Genomic DNA, 17,461 nt, shown 5'->3' on the forward strand with positions numbered 1-17,461 from the left:
CTCCGCCCCTCCTGCTGGTCGAGCAGCCGCCGCCGACCCTGCTGGTCGAGTAGCGGCCGCAGGCCGCGAGTCGAGACCCCCGTGCCCAGGTCGCGCAGATCTCGGTACGGCCGCTCCGCGACCTACTCGATCAGCAGGGGCCGGGCGAGTGGACGCGAACCGGCCCCTGCTCGTTCCGCAGACCCCATCGCGCGCCCACTCGCCGCGTCGGCGGTCCGCGAGTGGACTCGGGACGGGCCCTGCCCCGCCCTGAGGACCCCTCCCGTGTCCGCTCGCGGGCCTCCGCGGCGCCATGCCCCGGACCCTCGTCGTTCCTCCGCCTGCCGCACGGAGTTTATCCAGCGCTCGAATCAATTCGACTAGGCTTCGGGCATGACAGAGATCACCCCCGAGCTCCGGGTCGGCGTCGTCGGCCTCGGCTTCGCCGGCACCACCCATCTCGACGCCTTCCAGGCCCTGCCGGGGGCGCGGGTCGTCGCCCTCGCCGGTCAGGAGGAGGCGCGCCTGCGCGAACTCGGCGCGACGCGCGACGTCCCCGACCTCTACTCCGACTGGGAGGACCTCGTCGCCCGCGACGACCTCGACGTCGTCTCGATCGGAGTGCCGAACCACCTGCACCACCCCATCGCGGTCGCCGCGCTCGAGAGCGGCAAGCACGTCTTCTGCGAGAAGCCGCTCGCGACCACCGCCGACCTCGCCGCCGAGATGGTCGAGGCCGCGCGGGCGGCCGACCGCGTGCTCGAGATCGCCTACAACCACCGCCGCCGCGCGGATGTCGCCTATCTGCGCCGCTACCTCGACGACGCTCCGCTCGGCGACGTCTACCACGCCCGTGCCAGCTGGCAGCGGCGCACCGGCATCCCCGGCATCGGCTCCTGGTTCACGAGCAAGGCGCTGGCCGGCGGCGGTCCGCTGATCGACCTCGGCTCGCACGTGCTCGACATCGCCCTGCACCTGCTCGACGAGCCGCGGGTGACCAGCGTCTCGGCCGTCGCGTACGGCGAGATCGGGCGCTCCGGACGCGGCGGCCGCCCGTACGGAGTCGCCGCGACCGGCACCCACGCCTTCGAGGTGGAGGACTTCTCCAGCGCGCTCCTGCGTCTGGACAACGGGCGCAGCCTCCAGCTCGACGCCTCCTGGGCCAGCTACTCCAAGGTCGACGAGGACATCGAGGTCGAGCTCCTCGGATCCGCGGGCGGCGCCCGCCTCCACGTCGCCGACTACGCGACCGAGGGCACCGTCACGCTCTACTCCGAGGTCGCCGGCGCACCGACCACCTCGCGCCCCAGCATCCCGGTGCCGTCGGGCCACCACCGCTCGGTGATCGCCGAGTTCCTCGACGCGATCGCGTCGGGAGCCGAGATCGCGGCCGGCGAGCCCCGCTACTCCGGCCACTACGGCGAGTACGCGCTGCACCGCAGCCGCGTGATCGACGCGATCTACCGCTCGGCGGCCGAGAAGAAGGAGGTGGAGGTCGCGTGAGCGCTCTCCGAGACGACCACCGCGACCACTCCGACCGGTCCCGTCGAGGTCCTGGTCTGGAACGAGTTCCGCCACGAGACCCGCGGCGACGAGACCGTGATGAAGCACTACCCCGAGGGCATCCATCGCGTGATCGCCGACGGCCTCGCCGAGTCGCTCGGCGACCAGGTCGCGGTGCGCACCGCGACGCTCCCCGAGCCCGAGCACGGACTGAGCGAGGAGGCGCTCGCGCGCACCGACGTGCTCCTGTGGTGGGGCCACATCGCGCACGGCGAGGTGTCGGACGAGGTGGTGCAGCGCGTGCTGCGGCACGTGCAGGAGGGGATGGGGATCCTGGTGCTGCACTCCGGCCACTACTCCAAGATCTTCCAGGCGCTGATGGGCACGACGTGCTCGCTGAAGTGGCGCAACGACCAGGACCGGGAGCTGGTCTGGACCATCGCGCCGACGCATCCGATCGCGCAGGGCGTTCCGAGCCCGATCGTGATCCCGCAGCAGGAGATGTACGGCGAGTACTTCGACATCCCGGTGCCGGAGGAGACGGTGTTCCTCTCGACGTTCACCGGCGGCGAGGTGTTCCGCTCGGGAGTCACCTACACGCGAGGTCTCGGGAAGGTGTTCTACTTCTCGCCCGGCGACCAGGACTACCCCGTCTACCACCACCCCGACATCAAGCGGGTGCTGGCGAACGCGGTCCGCTGGGCGCGCCCGACCCGGGTGCGCACGCCGCTGACGGCCGACCACCACCCCCGGGGCTGGTTCGAGTCCTGAGAACCGCTCTGCTGGTCGAGCAGCCCCGCAGGGGCGTATCGAGACCCTCGTCCGGAAAGGGCGTCGATCTCGATACGCTCTCTCCGAGGGCTACTCGATCAGCGAGGTCGCCTGCGAGCGACGCCGCTCCACCGCGCTCAGCACCACGAAGCCCACGGCACCCACCACGAGCGCGGTGATCGGCGTGCGGAGCGACACGGCCGGCAGGAGCAGCGCGGTGCGGAACACCTGCTGCCCGTAGTCGAGCATCTCGAGCGGGTACTGCGCGAGCACCCTCGAGCCGGCCGCCGCCGACACCGCCGTGAAGAGGGTCGGCCCGATCCAGAGGACGGCCAGGCTCACCACCCACGCGGCGACCCGGCCGATGGAGGTGAGACCGCACCACGCGAGACCCGCCCCGGCGAGGATCCCGGGCAGCCACTGCACCAGGTCGAGCAGCGTCAGGTCCACACCGGTTCCTCCCGAGCTGAGCGGAGCGACGAGGCCCGTGACCCAGCTCCCCGCGGCCACCGCAGCGAGCGAGGTCCCGATCGCGGCTCCGGGGCGGGGCGCCGTGGCGATCAGCAGCAGCACGACCGCGCCGACGGCGATCGCGGCGACCGAGCCGCTGACCAGGGCGGCCAGGTAGACGTCCGAGGCCGTCCCCTCCGCGAGTCCGCCCGCGACCACGACCGCGGTCTGCACGAGCGCGATCAGCTGCACGACGGCGACGCCGAGTGCGGCGGCTCCCGGATGCACCCCCCGCGCCCGCCCGAGGCGCGCGGCGAGGCCGGCGAGCGCCCAGCCGGTCACGAGCACCGCGACGATCAGCGTCAGCGCGTACTGGCTGAAGGGCAGGAGCGCGAACGGCATCGCCGTCGTCTCGGTCGCCCAGAGGTTCTGCAGCGGCAGTCGCATGCCGGTGACGACCCAGGGGAGCAGGCCGAGCACGGCGGCGACGGCGCCGACTCCGATGCTCGGCAGGACGCGGCGCGGCAGGATCGGATCGGTGTCGGTCACCCGTCCATCCTCCGTGAGGCGGGGGCGATCCGGGGTGGTCCTCCCCGGTCCTGTCGCGACTCGGCGCCCTAGAGTGCGACCGTGACCGATCTGCTCGATCTCGAGGCCCGCGATCCCGACGCCGTGCTGAGCTACGGACCCGCGCCGCAGCAGATCGCGGACCGCTACCGCCCGACGGCTCCCGAGCGCGGCGCCGTCGTCCTGGTGCACGGCGGATTCTGGCGCGCCCGCTGGGACCGCGCCCATCTGCGTCCGCTCGCCGCGGCGCTCGCCGACCGCGGTCACGACGTGCTGCTGCCGGAGTACCGGCGAGTCGGCGATCCCGGCGGCGGCTGGCCGGGCACGGGCGACGACGTCCGCGCGCTCCTCGCGGCGCTGCCCGTCCTGCTCGGCGGCGACCCGCGGGCCGTCCTGGTCGGCCACTCCGCCGGTGGGCAGCTGGCCGTGTGGTCGCAGGCCGCCCATCCGTCGCCGTCCGTGCGCGCCGTGGTGGCGCTCGCCGGAGTCGTCGACCTGCAGGCCGCCGCCGATCTGCACCTCAGCGACGACGCCGTCGGCGAGCTCCTCGGCGTGGAGCCGCTCGCGGCGGCCGACCCGCTGCGGCAGCCGACCCCGCCGGTCCCGGTGGCGCTCGTGCACGGCGACGCCGACTCCGACGTGCCGATCGCGCTCAGCCGCGCCTACGCCGCGAGGCACCCGAGGGCGCGGCTGCTGGAACTGCCCGGAGCCGACCACTTCGACCTCGTCGACCCGCGCACCCCGGCTTTCGAGGCGCTCCTGACCCTGCTGCGCTGATCGCGAGATGCCTGTCCGGTCCGCGGCACGCCTTCCGAGGCGTACCGGACTGGCGTCTCGAAGGCGCCCCCGGGGCTACAGCGCCGGCGGGTACAGGAAGAGCGGCACCTGCGCGGTCGGGAACGTGCGCGTCACGTAGCTGTGCCTGCCGCCGTAGTTGTACTCCTCGAGGAGCACGGTGCCGTCGTCGTTCACCTTCTGCACGTACGAGACGTGGTTGTAGGTCCACCACGCGACGCAGCCCGCGATCGGCACGCTGCTCGTGGCCCAGCCCTTGGCGGCCCAGTTGTCGGGCCACTCCCACGCGCTGCCGCCCATCGGGGTGATGTTCCCCCACGTGTACGTCCACGGGGCCGCGGTCGCGCCGGCGTCCCGGTTGAGGCGCCAGGCGACGAAGTCGACGCACTCGCGGTAGTAGTAGCCCAGCGGGGAGAGTCCGCCGCCGTCGTCGTCGATGGTCTCGTACGGCCACGGGTAGTCGTCGCCGACGGCGCGCGTCTGCACGGTGGTGAACTCGCCGCCGTTCGAGCTCGAGAGCACGGCCGCCTGGCGGCTCGCCTCGTCCAGCTGCGCCTGCGTCGGCGCGGCGAAGGCGTCGCGCACCGCGGTCTGGCCGGCCGCTTCGGAGGAGACGGTGAGGTTCTGCAGGCCCGTCCGGTCCGCGACGGCGCCGCCTCCGGTGGCCGCACCGGTCGACCGGGCGCCGTAGGCGGGGATGGCCGTGGTGGCGACGAGGCCGCCGACGATCGAGAACGTCGCGAAGCCGAGTGCGCGCCGGCTGAGCGAGGGGGTGCTCGAGGCGGGGCGGGCGGGGGTCGACGGGCGTGCGGGAGCGGCCGAGCGGGCCCGGGCGGCAGGGGAGGGGGCGATCGGAGCGGGGGTGGCGGGAGCGGGGGTGGCGGCAGCGGGGGTGACCGCAGCCGCAGCAGCAGCGGCCTCCGCCGCACGCGCCTCACGCCGGGTGGGCAGGGCGGTCGAGCCGTCGCGACGCTCCGTGGACTCGGGAACGTCGGGGTTCGTCACGCGCGCGCACTCCTCTGACAGGTCGATCCGCGGGGCGTCGGGACGCCTGCGGGGCCGGTCGGGCACCGGCGAGGAGCGAGTCTAATCCCGGGGTCGCTGATAACGAAAGGATCACGGCCCACCGGGTCGGTGCCGGTGCCAGGATGGACGGGCAAGGGAAGGAGCCGTCCATGACCGAATCCACCCCCACCGGGCCCGTCCTCGTCGGCGTCGTCGAGGGCCAGCGGCCCGAGGTCCTCCGCACGGCTGCGCGCTTCGCCCGCGAGCTCCGCGCGCCGCTCCTCGTGCTCTACGTCGCCCCCGACCCCTATCTCGTCGGCGACTACGTCGATCCGATGACCGGCGGCATCCCCGTCGGGGTCGTCACCGACTCCGGCCCCGCCCGCCCGTCGGCCCCGCCGAGCCTCGTGCACGAGGTCGAGTCCGTCCTCGACGGCGTCGAGCACGAGTTCCGCGTGTCCGAGGGCGAGCCCGCGCTCGCGCTGAGCGACGTCGCCGAGCAGACCGACGCGCGGATGATCGTGGTCGGCACCCGCGACGCGGGCGTCCTCGCCAGCATCGCCGAGTTCCTCAGCGGCAGCGTGGCCGTGCACCTCGCGCACCGCCAGCACCGCCCCGTGATGGTGGTGCCCCGTGCCGAGCGCGACGCCTCGCGCCCGGCGCCGTGGGACCTGGCGGAGTGACGCGGCCGCTGCATCTGCGCCCGGGTCCCCTCCTCGTCGTCGCGGCGGGCGGCTCCGTCGGGACCGCCGGCCGGTACGCGATGGCGCTCGCCCTGCCGCCGGTGGCCGCGCTGCCGATCGCCACGATCGCGGTGAACCTCGTCGGCGCCTTCCTGCTCGGCGTGCTGCTCGAGTCGCTCGCCCGGCGCGGACCCGACGAGGGCCGCCGCCGCACCCTGCGCCTGCTCCTGGGCACGGGCGTGCTCGGCGGATTCACCACCTACAGCACCTTCTCGCTCGACACCGTCTCGCTGCTCGAGACGGGCCGCGTCGGCGAGGCCGCGCTCGTCGCCGCGATCACCCTCGTCCTGGGGACAGGCGCGGCGGTCCTCGGCATCGCCCTGGCGGGTCGGCTCCGGTCGACGGAGGCGGCGGAGTGACTCCGCCCGCCCTCTTCCTGGGCGTCGCACTCGCGGGCGGCGTCGGCTCCGCGGCCCGCTTCGCGATCGACGGAGTCGCGCGCTCGCTCGTTCCCGCGCGCTGGCCCGTCGGCACCTCCGCGATCAACGTGATCGGCTCCCTCCTGCTCGGGATCCTCGCGGGACTGGCGCTCTCGGGCGCCGTCGACGAGCAGTGGCGCACACTCGTGGGCACGGGGTTCCTGGGCGGATTCACCACCTTCAGCACCGCGAGCGTCGAGGCGGCGCGGATGCTCCTCGAGCGGCGGTGGGCTGCCGGGCTCGCGTACGGCCTGGGCACCTGGGCGGTGGCGCTCGTCGCGACCGTGCTCGGTCTCGCTGCGGCGGCGGCGCTCGTCCAGGCGTAGGCACCGCCTCCGGGCCCGGGTCGCGCGAGCACCGATCCACGAGTCGACACCGGCCGGGCGGCGGCCCTCCTGCAGCGCCCGGAGGGGTCCTCCCAGGTTGGCAGCCGGTCGCCGGACGACCGCACCCGGCCCGCGGCGGCCGTCCGCAACCCTGGAACGGGTGACGAAGCAGGGCGCGGGATGGGCGAGGATGTTCCCGTGACATCCGTGGGGGGCGTGCGAGATCTCCAGGTTGGCCGTCGTCGACGACCAGCCTCTCTTCCGGCAGATGCTGACCACGATGCTCCGGACGGTGCCGGGGGTGCGCAGCGTCGTCGAGGCGGGATCGGTCGCCGAGGCGCGCGAGAAGCTGCGGCCCGCCGCCCTCGACGTCGCGATCCTCGACATCGAGCTCGGCGACGGCGACGGCATCGAGCTGGGCCGCGAGCTGCGCGCCGGCAACCCCGAGCTCGCCCTCGTCCTGCTCTCGGCCGTCGACGCCATGCACCGCTTCCTCCGACTGGACCGGTCGGAGGCACGCGGCTGGAGCTACCTCTCGAAGACGTCCTCGCTCTCGACGCCGGCGCTGCTGACCGCGATCCGCGCCACCTCCGACGGCCGCACGGTCCTCGATCCGGCGCTCGTCGCCGCCCGCACGGCCCGCCGCAACTCGCCCGTCGCCGCGCTCAGCCGCCGCCAGTACGAGGTGCTCACCTGGCTCTCGGCCGGTCTGACCAACGCGGCGATCGCCGAGCGGCTGGGCATCGCCGTCCGCTCGGTCGACAACCACGTCAACGCCCTCTACGCCGGACTGGGGCTGCGCTCCGACGGCACCCGCAACCCGCGCGTCGAGGCGACACTGCAGTTCCTCGAGCACACCGCATGACCCTCGTCGACGACACGCGCCGGACGCCCGCGGACGTCCGTCAGGACAACCGGATCCTGGTCGGAGTCGTCGCGCTGCTGGGCACGGTGCTCTCGATCCTCGCGGCGCTGCAGGCGGTCTTCGCGCTCGGCATGCTCTCGCAGACGACCCGCGGCGTGGAGGGCGGGCCGGTCCTGGACGTGGTCGTGCGGGTGCTGGTCAACGTCACGGCGGTCGCGGTCGCGGTGCTGGTGCTCTCGGTCCTCAGGCCCGAGCGCTTCGAGCGCCGCCCCCGCGTCCTCGCGGCTCTCGCCGTCGCGTTCGGCGTGGCGCTCGCGCGCTGCACGCTGCAGGTGATCGCCGGCGTGTACCCGCTCGCCGCCCTCGACGCGCTGGTCGTCGAGCTGGTCGTCGGAGCGATGGTGTTCGGCCTGGTGACCGGCTTCGGTCTGCTGTTCGTCCGGACCGCGCGCCGCGTCCGCGAGAAGGAGCGCGAGCACGCCCGCGTGCTCCTCCAGGCGGTCCAGGCCGTGCAGGCGCTGCAGAAGGAGGAGCTGCGCGTGCGGCGCGAGGTGGCGCAGAACCTGCACGGTCGACTCCAGAACACGCTCGTGGTCCTGACCGCCGAGCTGCAGGCCGTGGCGGAGGCATCCGCCGATCGCGAGCGCCTCCTCGGGATCGCCGCGCGCCTGGACGAGCTGCGCGAGCGCGAGGTGCGGGCCGCGAGCGGCGCGCTCTACCCCGTCGACATCGAGCACGGCCTGGTGCCGGCGGTCCGCGACCTCTTCGCCCGCCTGCCGGTCGAGATCGCGGTCGACCTCGACATCGACGACCGCTACCTCGAGGTCGAGGAGCGCGGCGTCCCGCTGGATCAGCGCGTCCTGCTCGTGCGCACCGTCGAGGAGGCACTGACCAACGCCCTGAAGCACGGCGGCGCGAGCGCGGTGCGCCTGAGCCTGGACGTCGACTGCGCGGCCGCCCGCCCGGCCGTGATCGTGCGACTCGACGACGACGGCCGCGGGCTCGGCGGTGACCCGGAGTGGAGCGGCCTCGACCGCCTGTCGCGCCAGTTCGCCGTGTACGGAGGAACGCTCGAGCTGTCGCCGTCGTCCGCCGGCGGGGCGCGGCTCGCCGCCCGTCTGCCGCTGCAGCGCGCCTGACGCTCGTCGCGCCGCCGTGATCGGGCGCTCACCGTGCTCCGGACGCGCACCGGGCCCGTTCCGCGTCCACTCGGAGGGGCGCGTCCCGCGCTCGAGAATCCCCCGCCGAGCAGAACTGCTCTCCCTCGGAGGGGGTGTTCTCGGCCTCCGCAACCCTGTCGTGCGCCGAATCACCGCGGAATCGTCAGCGTCACTGAAACCCCTACGGGGGCTACCCCCGAACTGGACCTTTGCTAGGCCCGAGGACGCGACCACGATGGGGGACACGGATCGACCCGGTACCTGACGTGGTCGGCGTCCCACCTCGCTCTCACCCGGAGTCCACTCGATGATGCGTAGTCGCCTGCTGTCCCTCGCCCTCACCGCCTCCCTGGCGCTGGGGGCCGCTCTCGTCCCGACGGCCACCGCGTCCGCGGGTCCGGCCACCGCCGACCCGGCCCACCCGATCGAGATCGGCGGGGTCGCCCACCCCGACGACTGGGCCCCGCCGGCTCCGGCTGCGCAGAGTCGACTGGCCGCTCCGGAGGCGCTCGCCGCCGTCGCTCCGCCTGCGAACGACGACCTCGCGAACGCGACGACGATCGCCTCGCTCCCGTATTACGGGTCCGGGCTTCCCTACGCCGGAGCGACTCTCGAACCGGGGGGAGCCAGGGACCTGCCGGACGACCGATCCCGACTACAGCGAGTACTTCACCGATGTCGTCACGTCGGTCTGGTTCTCCCTACACCTCCACGGCCCGTCAGACGCTGACCTTCTCCGGCCAGATCGCCGGTCACGACACGAACGTCATCAGCTATGAGGCCGGACCGATCGACGAGCTCGCGCGCATCAGCTGCACCGACACCGAGTACCGCGGCGAGAACCACGTGCAGGCGGAGGCCGGAACGACGTACCTCTTCCAGGTGGGGGACTTCTACGACGGTGCACCGGTGACGGACGACCAGAAGGTCCAGTTGCGGATCACCGCCAGCGCTCCGGTCTCCGGCACGACGCCCGCGGACGCCGTCGCGATTCCCGCGCTGCCCGCCACCGTCTCCGGTTCGACGATCAAGGTCGACTCGAACTGGGGCGAGCCCTCCTACAGCTGCGACGGCGGGGACAGCGTGCTGATGGGAAGCATCTGGCACCGCTTCACCGCGACGACCACGGGCTCCGTCCTGGTCGACCTCCGTGACAGCTTCGTCGATTCGGTCGGCGTGGTATGGGCGTCGGACGGTTCCGCGCCCACCGGTGCGATCGGCTGCACCCCCATCGGCCCGAGCATGCAGTTCGGCGGCGATCCCTTCATCCGCGCGAACGCGAAGACGACCTTCAGCGCCACGGCGGGGAGGACCTACTTCATCCAGGTGGGCGGCGATGGCTGGAAGGAGGGCGACTTCGTTCTCAAGGTCTTGAACGTCGGCACCCTCGCGTCCGCGACTCCGACGATCACAGGCACCGCGGGTGTCGGGGCGACGCTCACCGCGAATGCCGGCACCTGGGGTCCCGCACCCGTCGCCCTGAGCTATCAGTGGAAGGACAGCAGCGGCTACCCGATCCCGGGCGCGACGGGGCAGACCTTCGTGCCGACGACGGAGCACGCGGGCGGCTCCGTCTCCGTCTCGGTCACCGGCCGCAAGACCGGCTACGCCGACCGCACCGTGGACAGCGCGCCCCTCGTCGTGCCGTACCTCCGGTTCAGCGCTGCGCCGACTCCGACCATCGCCGGTACTGCGGCCGTCGGGCAGACCCTGACTGTGCAGACCGGGACGTGGACGCCGACTCCCGAGGTCTTCAACTACTCCTGGAAGCGCAACGGCGAGCACATCCCCTCCGGCTACAGCACGTCCTACGTGGTGACCGAGGCCGATCGCGGCACCGCGATCACCGTCACGGTCGACGCCTACCGCTCGGGCTACGGCTCCGTCCAGCGCACCAGCGCCCCCAGGACCGTCCCCGCCCCGCTCCAGACCCTCATGCCCACCCCCACCATCACCGGCAGCACCACCGTCGGCTCGACGCTCACCGCGAACCCGGGCACCTGGGACGCGGGCACGACTCTCGCCTACCAGTGGAAGAAGAACGGCGGCACCTACCTCGTCGGCGCGACCGGCAGCACCTACGTGCTGAAGTCGACCGATCTGGGCGCCACGATCACCGTCTCGGTGACGAGCACCAAGCCCGGCTACGCGCCCGCAACCAAGACGAGCGCGACCACCGCGGCCGTCACCAACGGCACGACGACGGCGATCACGGGCCCGACTCCGACCATCACGGGCACCGTGCAGGTGGGGAGGACGGTCACGGCGAACCCCGGCCCATGGTCGCCCGCTCCCGTCGCCCTGGCCTATCAGTGGAAGCGCGGTGGTGCCGCGATCACCGGAGCGACCGCCTCGACCTACACGCTGGTCGCCGCGGATGCCGGCGCGAGCCTCACGGTCTCGGTCACCGGCTCGAAGTCCGGCCTCACCCCGGTGGTGAGGACCAGCGCCGCCTCGACCGTGACGCCGGCACTGCAGACGCTGATGCCGACCCCCACCGTCACCGGCACGCTCAAGGTCGGATCGACCCTCACCGCGAACGCGGGCACCTGGGACGCGGGGACGACCCTCGCGTACCAGTGGAAGAGGAACGGCGGCACGTACATCGTGGGCGCGACGAAGTCGACCTACGTGCTCACCGGCTCCGACGCCGGCGCCACGATCACCGTCTCGGTGACGAGCACGAAGCCCGGCTACTCGCCCGCGACCAAGACCAGCGCCACCATAGCGGCCGTCGCAGTCGGGACGCTCACGAGCGCGACTCCGACGATCACCGGCACGGCCGCGGTCGGAGCGACGCTCACCGCGGTGCCCGGAGCGTGGGCCCCCGCGCCGGTGGCCTACGCATACCAGTGGAAGCGCGGCACCACGGTGATCACGGGCGCCACCGGATCGACGTACGTCCCGGTCGCGGGCGACCGCGGCGCGGCGATCAGCGTCACGGTGACCGGCACCAAGGCCGGCTACACCACCGTCGCGAAGGCGAGTGCCGCGAGGACGGTCGTAGCGGGCACGCTCACCGCACCCACTCCGACGATCACCGGCACCGCGGCGGTCGGCTCGAGGCTGACCGCGGTCCCGGGCACGTGGGGACCGGCGCCCGTCGTGCTCACGTACCAGTGGCTCCGGGCGGGCACCGCGATCTCGGGAGCGACGGCCGCGACCTACACGCCGGTCGCCGCCGACAGGGGCAAGGCGCTCACCGTGCGGGTGACCGGCGCGAAGACCGGGTACACGACCGCGTCGAAGACGAGTGCGTCCCGCACGATCGGCTGAACGGCGCCCGCCGTCCGGATCCCGCACTCGGGGTCCGGTCCGTCGCACTCGTCTGCGAGAGTGGGAGGACCCGCGCCTCGGCGGGACGCCCGGGGGGTCGAGTGAGTGACGCACTGAGCGCAGGCGACGCGATCGTGCTGCCGGAGGGCACCCCCGCCCGCCTCTCCGGGCGGGTCCGCGCCCTCCGCCTCGGAGTCGGCGCCGCGGGACTCCTCCTCACCCTCGTTCTGCTCGTGCCCAACGCCACCGCCCTGCCGGCGCTGGTGCCGCCCTTCGCCCTGCTGCTCGCGGCCCTGTGGATCACGGCGTCGTTCCGGCTCGAGCTCTCCTCCGGCATCGGCACGGTGACGTTCGGAGTCGGAGTCTCGGTCCTCGCGTTCGTCGCGCAGGACGTCCCCCACCCCCGCGCCCTGCTGCTCTGGGTCCTGGCGCTGGTGGTGTTCCTGCTGCTCCGGCGACGGCCCTGGACGGTGATCGCCTACCTCACCGGGCTCGCGAGCCTCTCGGGCGGCGCGTTCCTCCTGGTGCTCTCCCTCTTCCCGGGCACCGGGTGGTGGCCGGTGCTCGCGGCGGTGCCCGCGGTGCTCGCGTACGGCGCGCTGTCGATCGGGGCGGAGTACCTGCAGGCGCGGCTGACGCTCGCCGAGGTCCCGGATGCTCCGACTCCGACCCTGCGCCCGGACCGCGTCGCTGTGGTGCTCGCCCTGAACGTCGGACTGGTCGCGCTCGCCTACGGCGCCCGGCTCTCCTCCGGGATCGAGCGGATCGAGCTGGGGGTGGGGCTCGACATCCGCTCGGCGAACACGCTGCTGATCGTGGCGCTCGCGATCGCCGTCGTCAGCCAGCAGCTGCGCCGAACGCGCGTGGAGCGCAAGCTCGACGGACTCGTCGAGGCGTCGCTCGCGCTGCCGTGGGGCGACCAGGCGGCGATCTTCGCGACGCTCCAGGCGGCGGCTCGCTCGGCGATCCCCTCCGCGAGCATCCGCCTCTCGGAGCAGCCGGGCCGGACCTTCGAGCTGTCGGCGCCCGTGACGGCGCCGGGCGCGGGCGTCCGCCACGTCGTCCTCACGCGCCGCCCCGACTCCGACGGCTTCTCGCCGCTCGAGCACCGGACGCTGCTGGCCCTCGCGCACATCGCCACCCAGGCGCTCCACGACCGCCGCACCACGCGAGCCCTGCGCGACGCCGCGACGACCGACACGCTGACCGGGCTGACGAACCTCCGCGGTCTGTACGAGGAGTTCGACGCGCTCCCCGACCCGTCGCGCCGCGCGATGCTCTTCATGGACCTCGACGCGTTCAAGGCCGTGAACGACACCTACGGCCACTCCACCGGCAACGTCGTCCTCGAGGAGGTCGGCCGCCGGATCCGCGAGAGCGTGCGCAGCGACGACGTCGTCGCGCGCATCGGCGGTGACGAGTTCGCCGTGCTCCTCGACTCCGCCACGGCGGCCTCCGTCACCCTCCGCATCACGCGCGCCGTCGAGCAGCCCCTGCTTGTCGGCGGCGTCACGCTCCACCCGCGCATCAGCATCGGCGCTCCGGTCGCCGTCGACGGCGGCAGCTTCGACCGCACCATGCAGGAGGCCGACGAGCGGATGTACGCGTCCAAGCAGGAGCGCCGGGGCGGGGCGGGAGACGCGGACGGCGCCGACCTGGTGTCCGAGATCCGCGCGGCGGTGCAGGAGGGGGCGGTGGAGGTCGCGTTCCAGCCGGTCATCGACGTCGCCGAGCGCCGCATCCTCGGCTTCGAGGCCCTCGCCCGGTTCACCCGCCGCGACGGCACGCCGCTGAGCCCGCTGACCCTCGTCGACGTCGCGCGCTCCCTCGGGCTGCTCGACCGGCTGACGGTGCAGATCGTCGACCGCGCCGTCGCCTCGATGCTCGAGTTCCGCGAGATCGACGCGTCGGTGTCGTTCCTCAGCGTCAACATCGAGGCCGAGCAGCTCCTGCGCGACGAGGTCGTCGACCACGTCCGCGCCCTGCGCACGTCCGATCTCGGCATCCAGCTCTGCCTCGAGCTCACCGAGGCCTCGATCGGCCACGTCGACGCCGACGTCGTCGACCGGGTGCGGCTGCTGACGGAGGAGGGCATCGCGATCGCGCTCGACGACTACGGCCAGGAGCATGCGGCGGCCGCGGCACTGCTGACGGTTCCGCTGAGCATCGTGAAGATCGACCGCGTGTTCCTCGCCGACGAGCAGAACCCCCGGCACTCCACGATCCTGCGCTCCATGATCGCCCTGGTCTCGGATCTGGACATGGGCTCGATCGTCGAGGGCGTCGAGACCCGCACGGCGCACGACCTGCTGGCATCGCTGCAGGCGGAGCGGGCGCAGGGCTACTTCTACGGCCGCCCGCAGTTCCCAAAGGACGTGAAGGACCGGCTGCGCGCGACCGGCACGGCGGCGCTGCCGGACCAGGGGCGCTGAGGACGGACGTCGTCAGGGGCGGACGGGCTCCGACCGGTCCGCCTCCGACCGCCACTCCGCCCGCAGCACCTCGACCCCGTCGAGCAGCACGTCGAGCCCGGTCTCGAACTCGGCGTCGTAGTCGTAGCCCTCGCGGGCCAGCTCGACGACGACCTCCACCAGGTACGGGTACAGCGCCGCGGCCTCGGCCGGCTGGGAGCGGTGCGTGGCGGCCGCGGCCTCCGCCGACTCCTCCGGGGTCTCGAACGAGAGCGTCTTCTGCTGCAGGGCGAAGCCGTACACGTACGCGTCCAGGAGCGACGTGACGTGGACGGTCGTGCGGAACGAGAAGCCGCTCTCGCGCAGGCACCCCATCATCGCGTCGTGCTGGCGCAGGTTCTCGGATCCCGGCCGCCCGTGCGCCTCCATCAGCCCGACGGCCCAGCGGTGCCGGGTCAGGGCGGCGCGGAGGGACGCGGCGCGCTCGCGCATCGCCGGCTTCCAGCCGCGCGCCGCATCGGGCAGGGCGACCTCGCTCCAGACCAGGTCGACCATGCCGTCGAGCAGGTGCTCGCGGTTCTGCACGTGCTTGTAGAGGGCCATGGGGACGACCTCGAGCCGCTCGGCGAGCGTGCGCATCGTGAAGCCGTCGATCCCGACCTCGTCGGCGAGCTCCACTCCGGCGCGCAGGACCGTCTCGCGGTTCAGGCGCGGTCGTCGGGGGTCTGCGGTGTCTGCTCGGGCACGCGTTCCTCCCGTCGCCTCTTGACGAAGTGTACGCCCTACACCTAGCCTCCAGATCGAAGGTGTACGCCGTACACTACGAGTCGGCCTCGCCACCGGGAACAGGACTCCCATGCCCTCCGTCGATCGGACCGCCCGCCTCACGGGCGTCCTCTTCCTCCTCACCTTCGCCTCGGCCATCGCCGGAGCCGTGCTCTATCTGCCGCTCCTCACCGACCCCGACAACGTGCTCGGACCCGGCGCCGACACCCGCGTGCTCATCGGAGTGGTCTGCGAGATCGTCCTCGTGATCACCAACCTCGGCACGGCGCTCGTCCTCTACCCCGTCCTCCGCCGGCACCACGAGACCGCCGCCCTCGCCTACGTCGTCGCGCGGATCATGGAGTGCGCCCTGATCGTCGTCGGCCTCCTCGCTGTCGTCTCGGTCGTCGAGCTGCGGCAGGCGCAGGCGGGAGCCGACGCCGACTCCTCCCGGGCCGTCGCCCAGGCGCTGGTCGCGGTCCACGACGCGACCTTCCTCCTCGGCCCCGGCTTCGTCGTCGGCCTCGGCAACGGCCTGCTGCTGGGGTTCCTCCTCCACCGCGCGCACCTCGTGCCGCGGCCGGTCGCGCTCCTCGGCCTCCTGGGCGGCCCGCTGATGTCGCTCTCGGGCCTCGCCGTCCTCTTCGGCGCCTACGAGCAGACCTCGGTCTGGTCGGGCCTGCTGACACTGCCCGAGATCGCGTGGGAGCTGTTCCTCGGCGTGTACCTGACGGTGCACGGCTTCCGGCGTGCGACGGTGCCCGCTGCGCCTGCCGCGCGGGTCGGCGCGGAGGGCTAGCCCCCTGCGGTCGCTCCTCCGCACGCGTTCCTCGCCGCCATCGGACGCTTTCGCTGCTCTCAGCGCTCCGGAGCAGCAGAAAACGCCCAACGGTGCCGCTGGACTGGCGACGGGCGGGCGATCACCTGACCCGTGCGGCCTCGGCGGGGTGCCGTATCGAGGCCGACGGGCGGGGCTGCGGTCGACGCGACCGGTCGGCCAGTGCGATCGCGGTCGCGGCGAGGAGGAATCCTGCGGTGAGGAGTACGGCGAGCGTCGCACCGAGGGTGGGACGCCCTGCGATGGTCTCGGTCCCGCCCACCCCGTAGTAGAGCATCAGCGCGAGGGCCATCCCGATCGCCGACCCCACCCGTTGCGAGAACTGGATCATCGAGCCGGCGACGCTCGAGCGGTAGTCCGGGACCTCGACGAGCACGCGCGCCTGGTTGGCGGGTGCGGCGACGGCGACTCCGAAGGTGTTGACCACGAGCACGGCGCAGACCGCGAGGGGCAGGGCGGCCGCGGGGGCGACGCCGAACGCGGTCGCGACCAGTGCGAGTCCGACGGCGCCGAGTCCGGCGCCCCAGGCGATGACCCGGTAGCCGGTGTCGAAGGGGAGGCGCGCGGCGATCCACGACCCGGCGAGCGCCGCGAGGGCCGCGGGCAGCATCCAGAGCGCGGTCTCCAGGGGAGTGAGGCCTGCGAGCTGCTGCAGGCCGATGGTGATGATGAGGGTTCCGGCGGTGCCCGCCGCGTGCAGGAACCCCGAGACGACGACGCCGGGGACCAGATGCGCGAATCGGAACAGGCCGGGGTCGACGAGCGCCTGACGTCCCGAGGCGGTTCGGCGGCGGAGGTGCAGGACGAAGAGCGTCGTGAAACCCACCCCGGCGGTGATGAGTCCGGCCGTCCAGATCGACGGCGGGTTCGCCTCGGAGACAGCGCTGAGCGGAGCGATGGTCAGTACGACCGCGGGCACGAGCAGCGCGACGCCGACGCCGTCGAAGCCGGAACGCCGCTCGCCACCCGGATCCCGCACGAGGACGGCAGCGAGGGGCAGCACCACGACGCCGACCGCGACGTTGATCCAGAAGAGCGCGCGCCACGCCTCGACGGTACCGACGAGCTGCATCACCACGCCCGCGAGCACAGGCCCGAAGAGGGAGGTCGCCGAGAGGATCGCGGCGAGGGTGGCGAGGGGCCGGGTGCGCTCCTCGGCGGGGAACAGCCGCTGGATGAGGCCGAGGACCTGCGGCATCAGGATCCCCGCCCCGGCTCCCTGGATGATGCGGCCGGTGACGAGCCACGTGATGTCGGGCGCGAGCGCGCAGACGACGCTCGCGCCGACGAAGGCCAGGCCTCCGACCAGGAACACCGTCGAGCGGGGGAGCACGTCGCCGATCCGGCCGGAGGGGAGCAGGAAGGCGGCGTAGGCGATCGTGTAGCCCACGAGCATGACCTGGACGGTGCTCCCGGACCCGCCGGTCGACTCCTGGATGGCGGGCAGGGCCACGCCGACCTTGGAGACGTCGAGGATCGTCAGTGCAGCGGTGGCGGCCAGAACGCTGAACGTCGCCCAACGGCGACGGGAGTCCGTGCTCTTCGCGGGATGTGGCACTCGTCCTCCGACCGAAATGAAGCTGTAACA

Annotated in this window: 15 protein-coding genes; 11 read left to right on the plus strand and 4 right to left on the minus strand. The window is 73.1% G+C overall.

Going from position 1 to position 17,461, the window contains the following annotated elements; translation table 11 throughout:
* The first annotated feature begins 372 nt into the window (after positions 1–372).
* A complete protein-coding gene (locus AC0CID_RS15780) occupies positions 373–1,482 on the plus strand; it encodes a Gfo/Idh/MocA family protein (protein ID WP_207407951.1) in 1,110 nt (369 codons plus the stop codon).
* 51 nt (positions 1,483–1,533) lie between these two features.
* Positions 1,534–2,253: a ThuA domain-containing protein gene (locus AC0CID_RS15785; RefSeq protein WP_465228118.1), complete on the plus strand. Its 720-nt coding sequence runs from the start codon at positions 1,534–1,536 to the stop codon at positions 2,251–2,253.
* A gap of 90 nt (positions 2,254–2,343) precedes the next feature.
* Here the strand turns inward: AC0CID_RS15785 and AC0CID_RS15790 are convergent, their stop codons facing one another.
* Positions 2,344–3,252 (minus strand): hypothetical protein, encoded by a 909-nt coding sequence (locus tag AC0CID_RS15790; protein WP_465227558.1) that lies wholly within the window; start codon positions 3,250–3,252, stop codon positions 2,344–2,346.
* Positions 3,253–3,333: 81 nt separating this feature from the next.
* Here AC0CID_RS15790 and AC0CID_RS15795 point away from each other — a divergent pair, with 81 nt between their 5' ends.
* Complete coding sequence (locus AC0CID_RS15795; protein WP_465227559.1) at positions 3,334–4,047, plus strand: alpha/beta hydrolase family protein; 714 nt, start codon at positions 3,334–3,336, stop codon at positions 4,045–4,047.
* Between the two features lie 75 nt (positions 4,048–4,122).
* Here AC0CID_RS15795 and AC0CID_RS15800 read toward each other — a convergent pair whose 3' ends face one another.
* Positions 4,123–5,070, minus strand: a complete 948-nt coding sequence (locus AC0CID_RS15800) for a CHAP domain-containing protein (protein WP_465227560.1) — start codon at positions 5,068–5,070, stop codon at positions 4,123–4,125.
* 170 nt (positions 5,071–5,240) lie between these two features.
* On the opposite strand from AC0CID_RS15800, the gene AC0CID_RS15805 reads away from it, so the two are divergent.
* From AC0CID_RS15805 to AC0CID_RS15835, 7 genes are all read left to right on the plus strand, one after another.
* Positions 5,241–5,753, plus strand: a complete 513-nt coding sequence (locus tag AC0CID_RS15805; protein ID WP_465227561.1) for a universal stress protein — start codon at positions 5,241–5,243, stop codon at positions 5,751–5,753.
* On the plus strand, positions 5,750–6,172 hold the full coding sequence (crcB, locus tag AC0CID_RS15810) for a fluoride efflux transporter CrcB (protein WP_465227562.1): 423 nt from the start codon (positions 5,750–5,752) through the stop codon (positions 6,170–6,172). The genes AC0CID_RS15805 and crcB (AC0CID_RS15810) overlap by 4 nt, the downstream gene beginning before the upstream one ends.
* A complete protein-coding gene (gene crcB, locus AC0CID_RS15815) occupies positions 6,169–6,558 on the plus strand; it encodes a fluoride efflux transporter CrcB (protein WP_465227563.1) in 390 nt (129 codons plus the stop codon). Before crcB (AC0CID_RS15810) ends, crcB (AC0CID_RS15815) begins: the two co-directional genes overlap by 4 nt.
* A gap of 232 nt (positions 6,559–6,790) precedes the next feature.
* On the plus strand, positions 6,791–7,423 hold the full coding sequence (locus AC0CID_RS15820) for a response regulator (protein WP_465227564.1): 633 nt from the start codon (positions 6,791–6,793) through the stop codon (positions 7,421–7,423).
* Positions 7,420–8,562, plus strand: a complete 1,143-nt coding sequence (locus AC0CID_RS15825) for a sensor histidine kinase (protein WP_465227565.1) — start codon at positions 7,420–7,422, stop codon at positions 8,560–8,562. The genes AC0CID_RS15820 and AC0CID_RS15825 overlap by 4 nt, the downstream gene beginning before the upstream one ends.
* Positions 8,563–9,258: 696 nt before the next feature.
* Complete coding sequence (locus tag AC0CID_RS15830; RefSeq protein ID WP_465227566.1) at positions 9,259–11,859, plus strand: hypothetical protein; 2,601 nt, start codon at positions 9,259–9,261, stop codon at positions 11,857–11,859.
* A gap of 101 nt (positions 11,860–11,960) precedes the next feature.
* Positions 11,961–14,291: an EAL domain-containing protein gene (locus AC0CID_RS15835; RefSeq protein ID WP_465227567.1), complete on the plus strand. Its 2,331-nt coding sequence runs from the start codon at positions 11,961–11,963 to the stop codon at positions 14,289–14,291.
* A gap of 12 nt (positions 14,292–14,303) precedes the next feature.
* Here AC0CID_RS15835 and AC0CID_RS15840 read toward each other — a convergent pair whose 3' ends face one another.
* Positions 14,304–14,948, minus strand: a complete 645-nt coding sequence (locus AC0CID_RS15840; RefSeq protein ID WP_465227568.1) for a TetR/AcrR family transcriptional regulator — start codon at positions 14,946–14,948, stop codon at positions 14,304–14,306.
* Between the two features lie 178 nt (positions 14,949–15,126).
* Here AC0CID_RS15840 and AC0CID_RS15845 point away from each other — a divergent pair, with 178 nt between their 5' ends.
* Positions 15,127–15,834: a DUF4386 domain-containing protein gene (locus AC0CID_RS15845; protein WP_465227569.1), complete on the plus strand. Its 708-nt coding sequence runs from the start codon at positions 15,127–15,129 to the stop codon at positions 15,832–15,834.
* Positions 15,835–15,955: 121 nt separating this feature from the next.
* Here AC0CID_RS15845 and AC0CID_RS15850 read toward each other — a convergent pair whose 3' ends face one another.
* Complete coding sequence (locus tag AC0CID_RS15850; RefSeq protein ID WP_465227570.1) at positions 15,956–17,431, minus strand: MFS transporter; 1,476 nt, start codon at positions 17,429–17,431, stop codon at positions 15,956–15,958.
* Between the last annotated feature and the right edge of the window lie 30 nt (positions 17,432–17,461).

It is taken from the genome of Rathayibacter sp. AC451 (assembly GCF_979253095.1).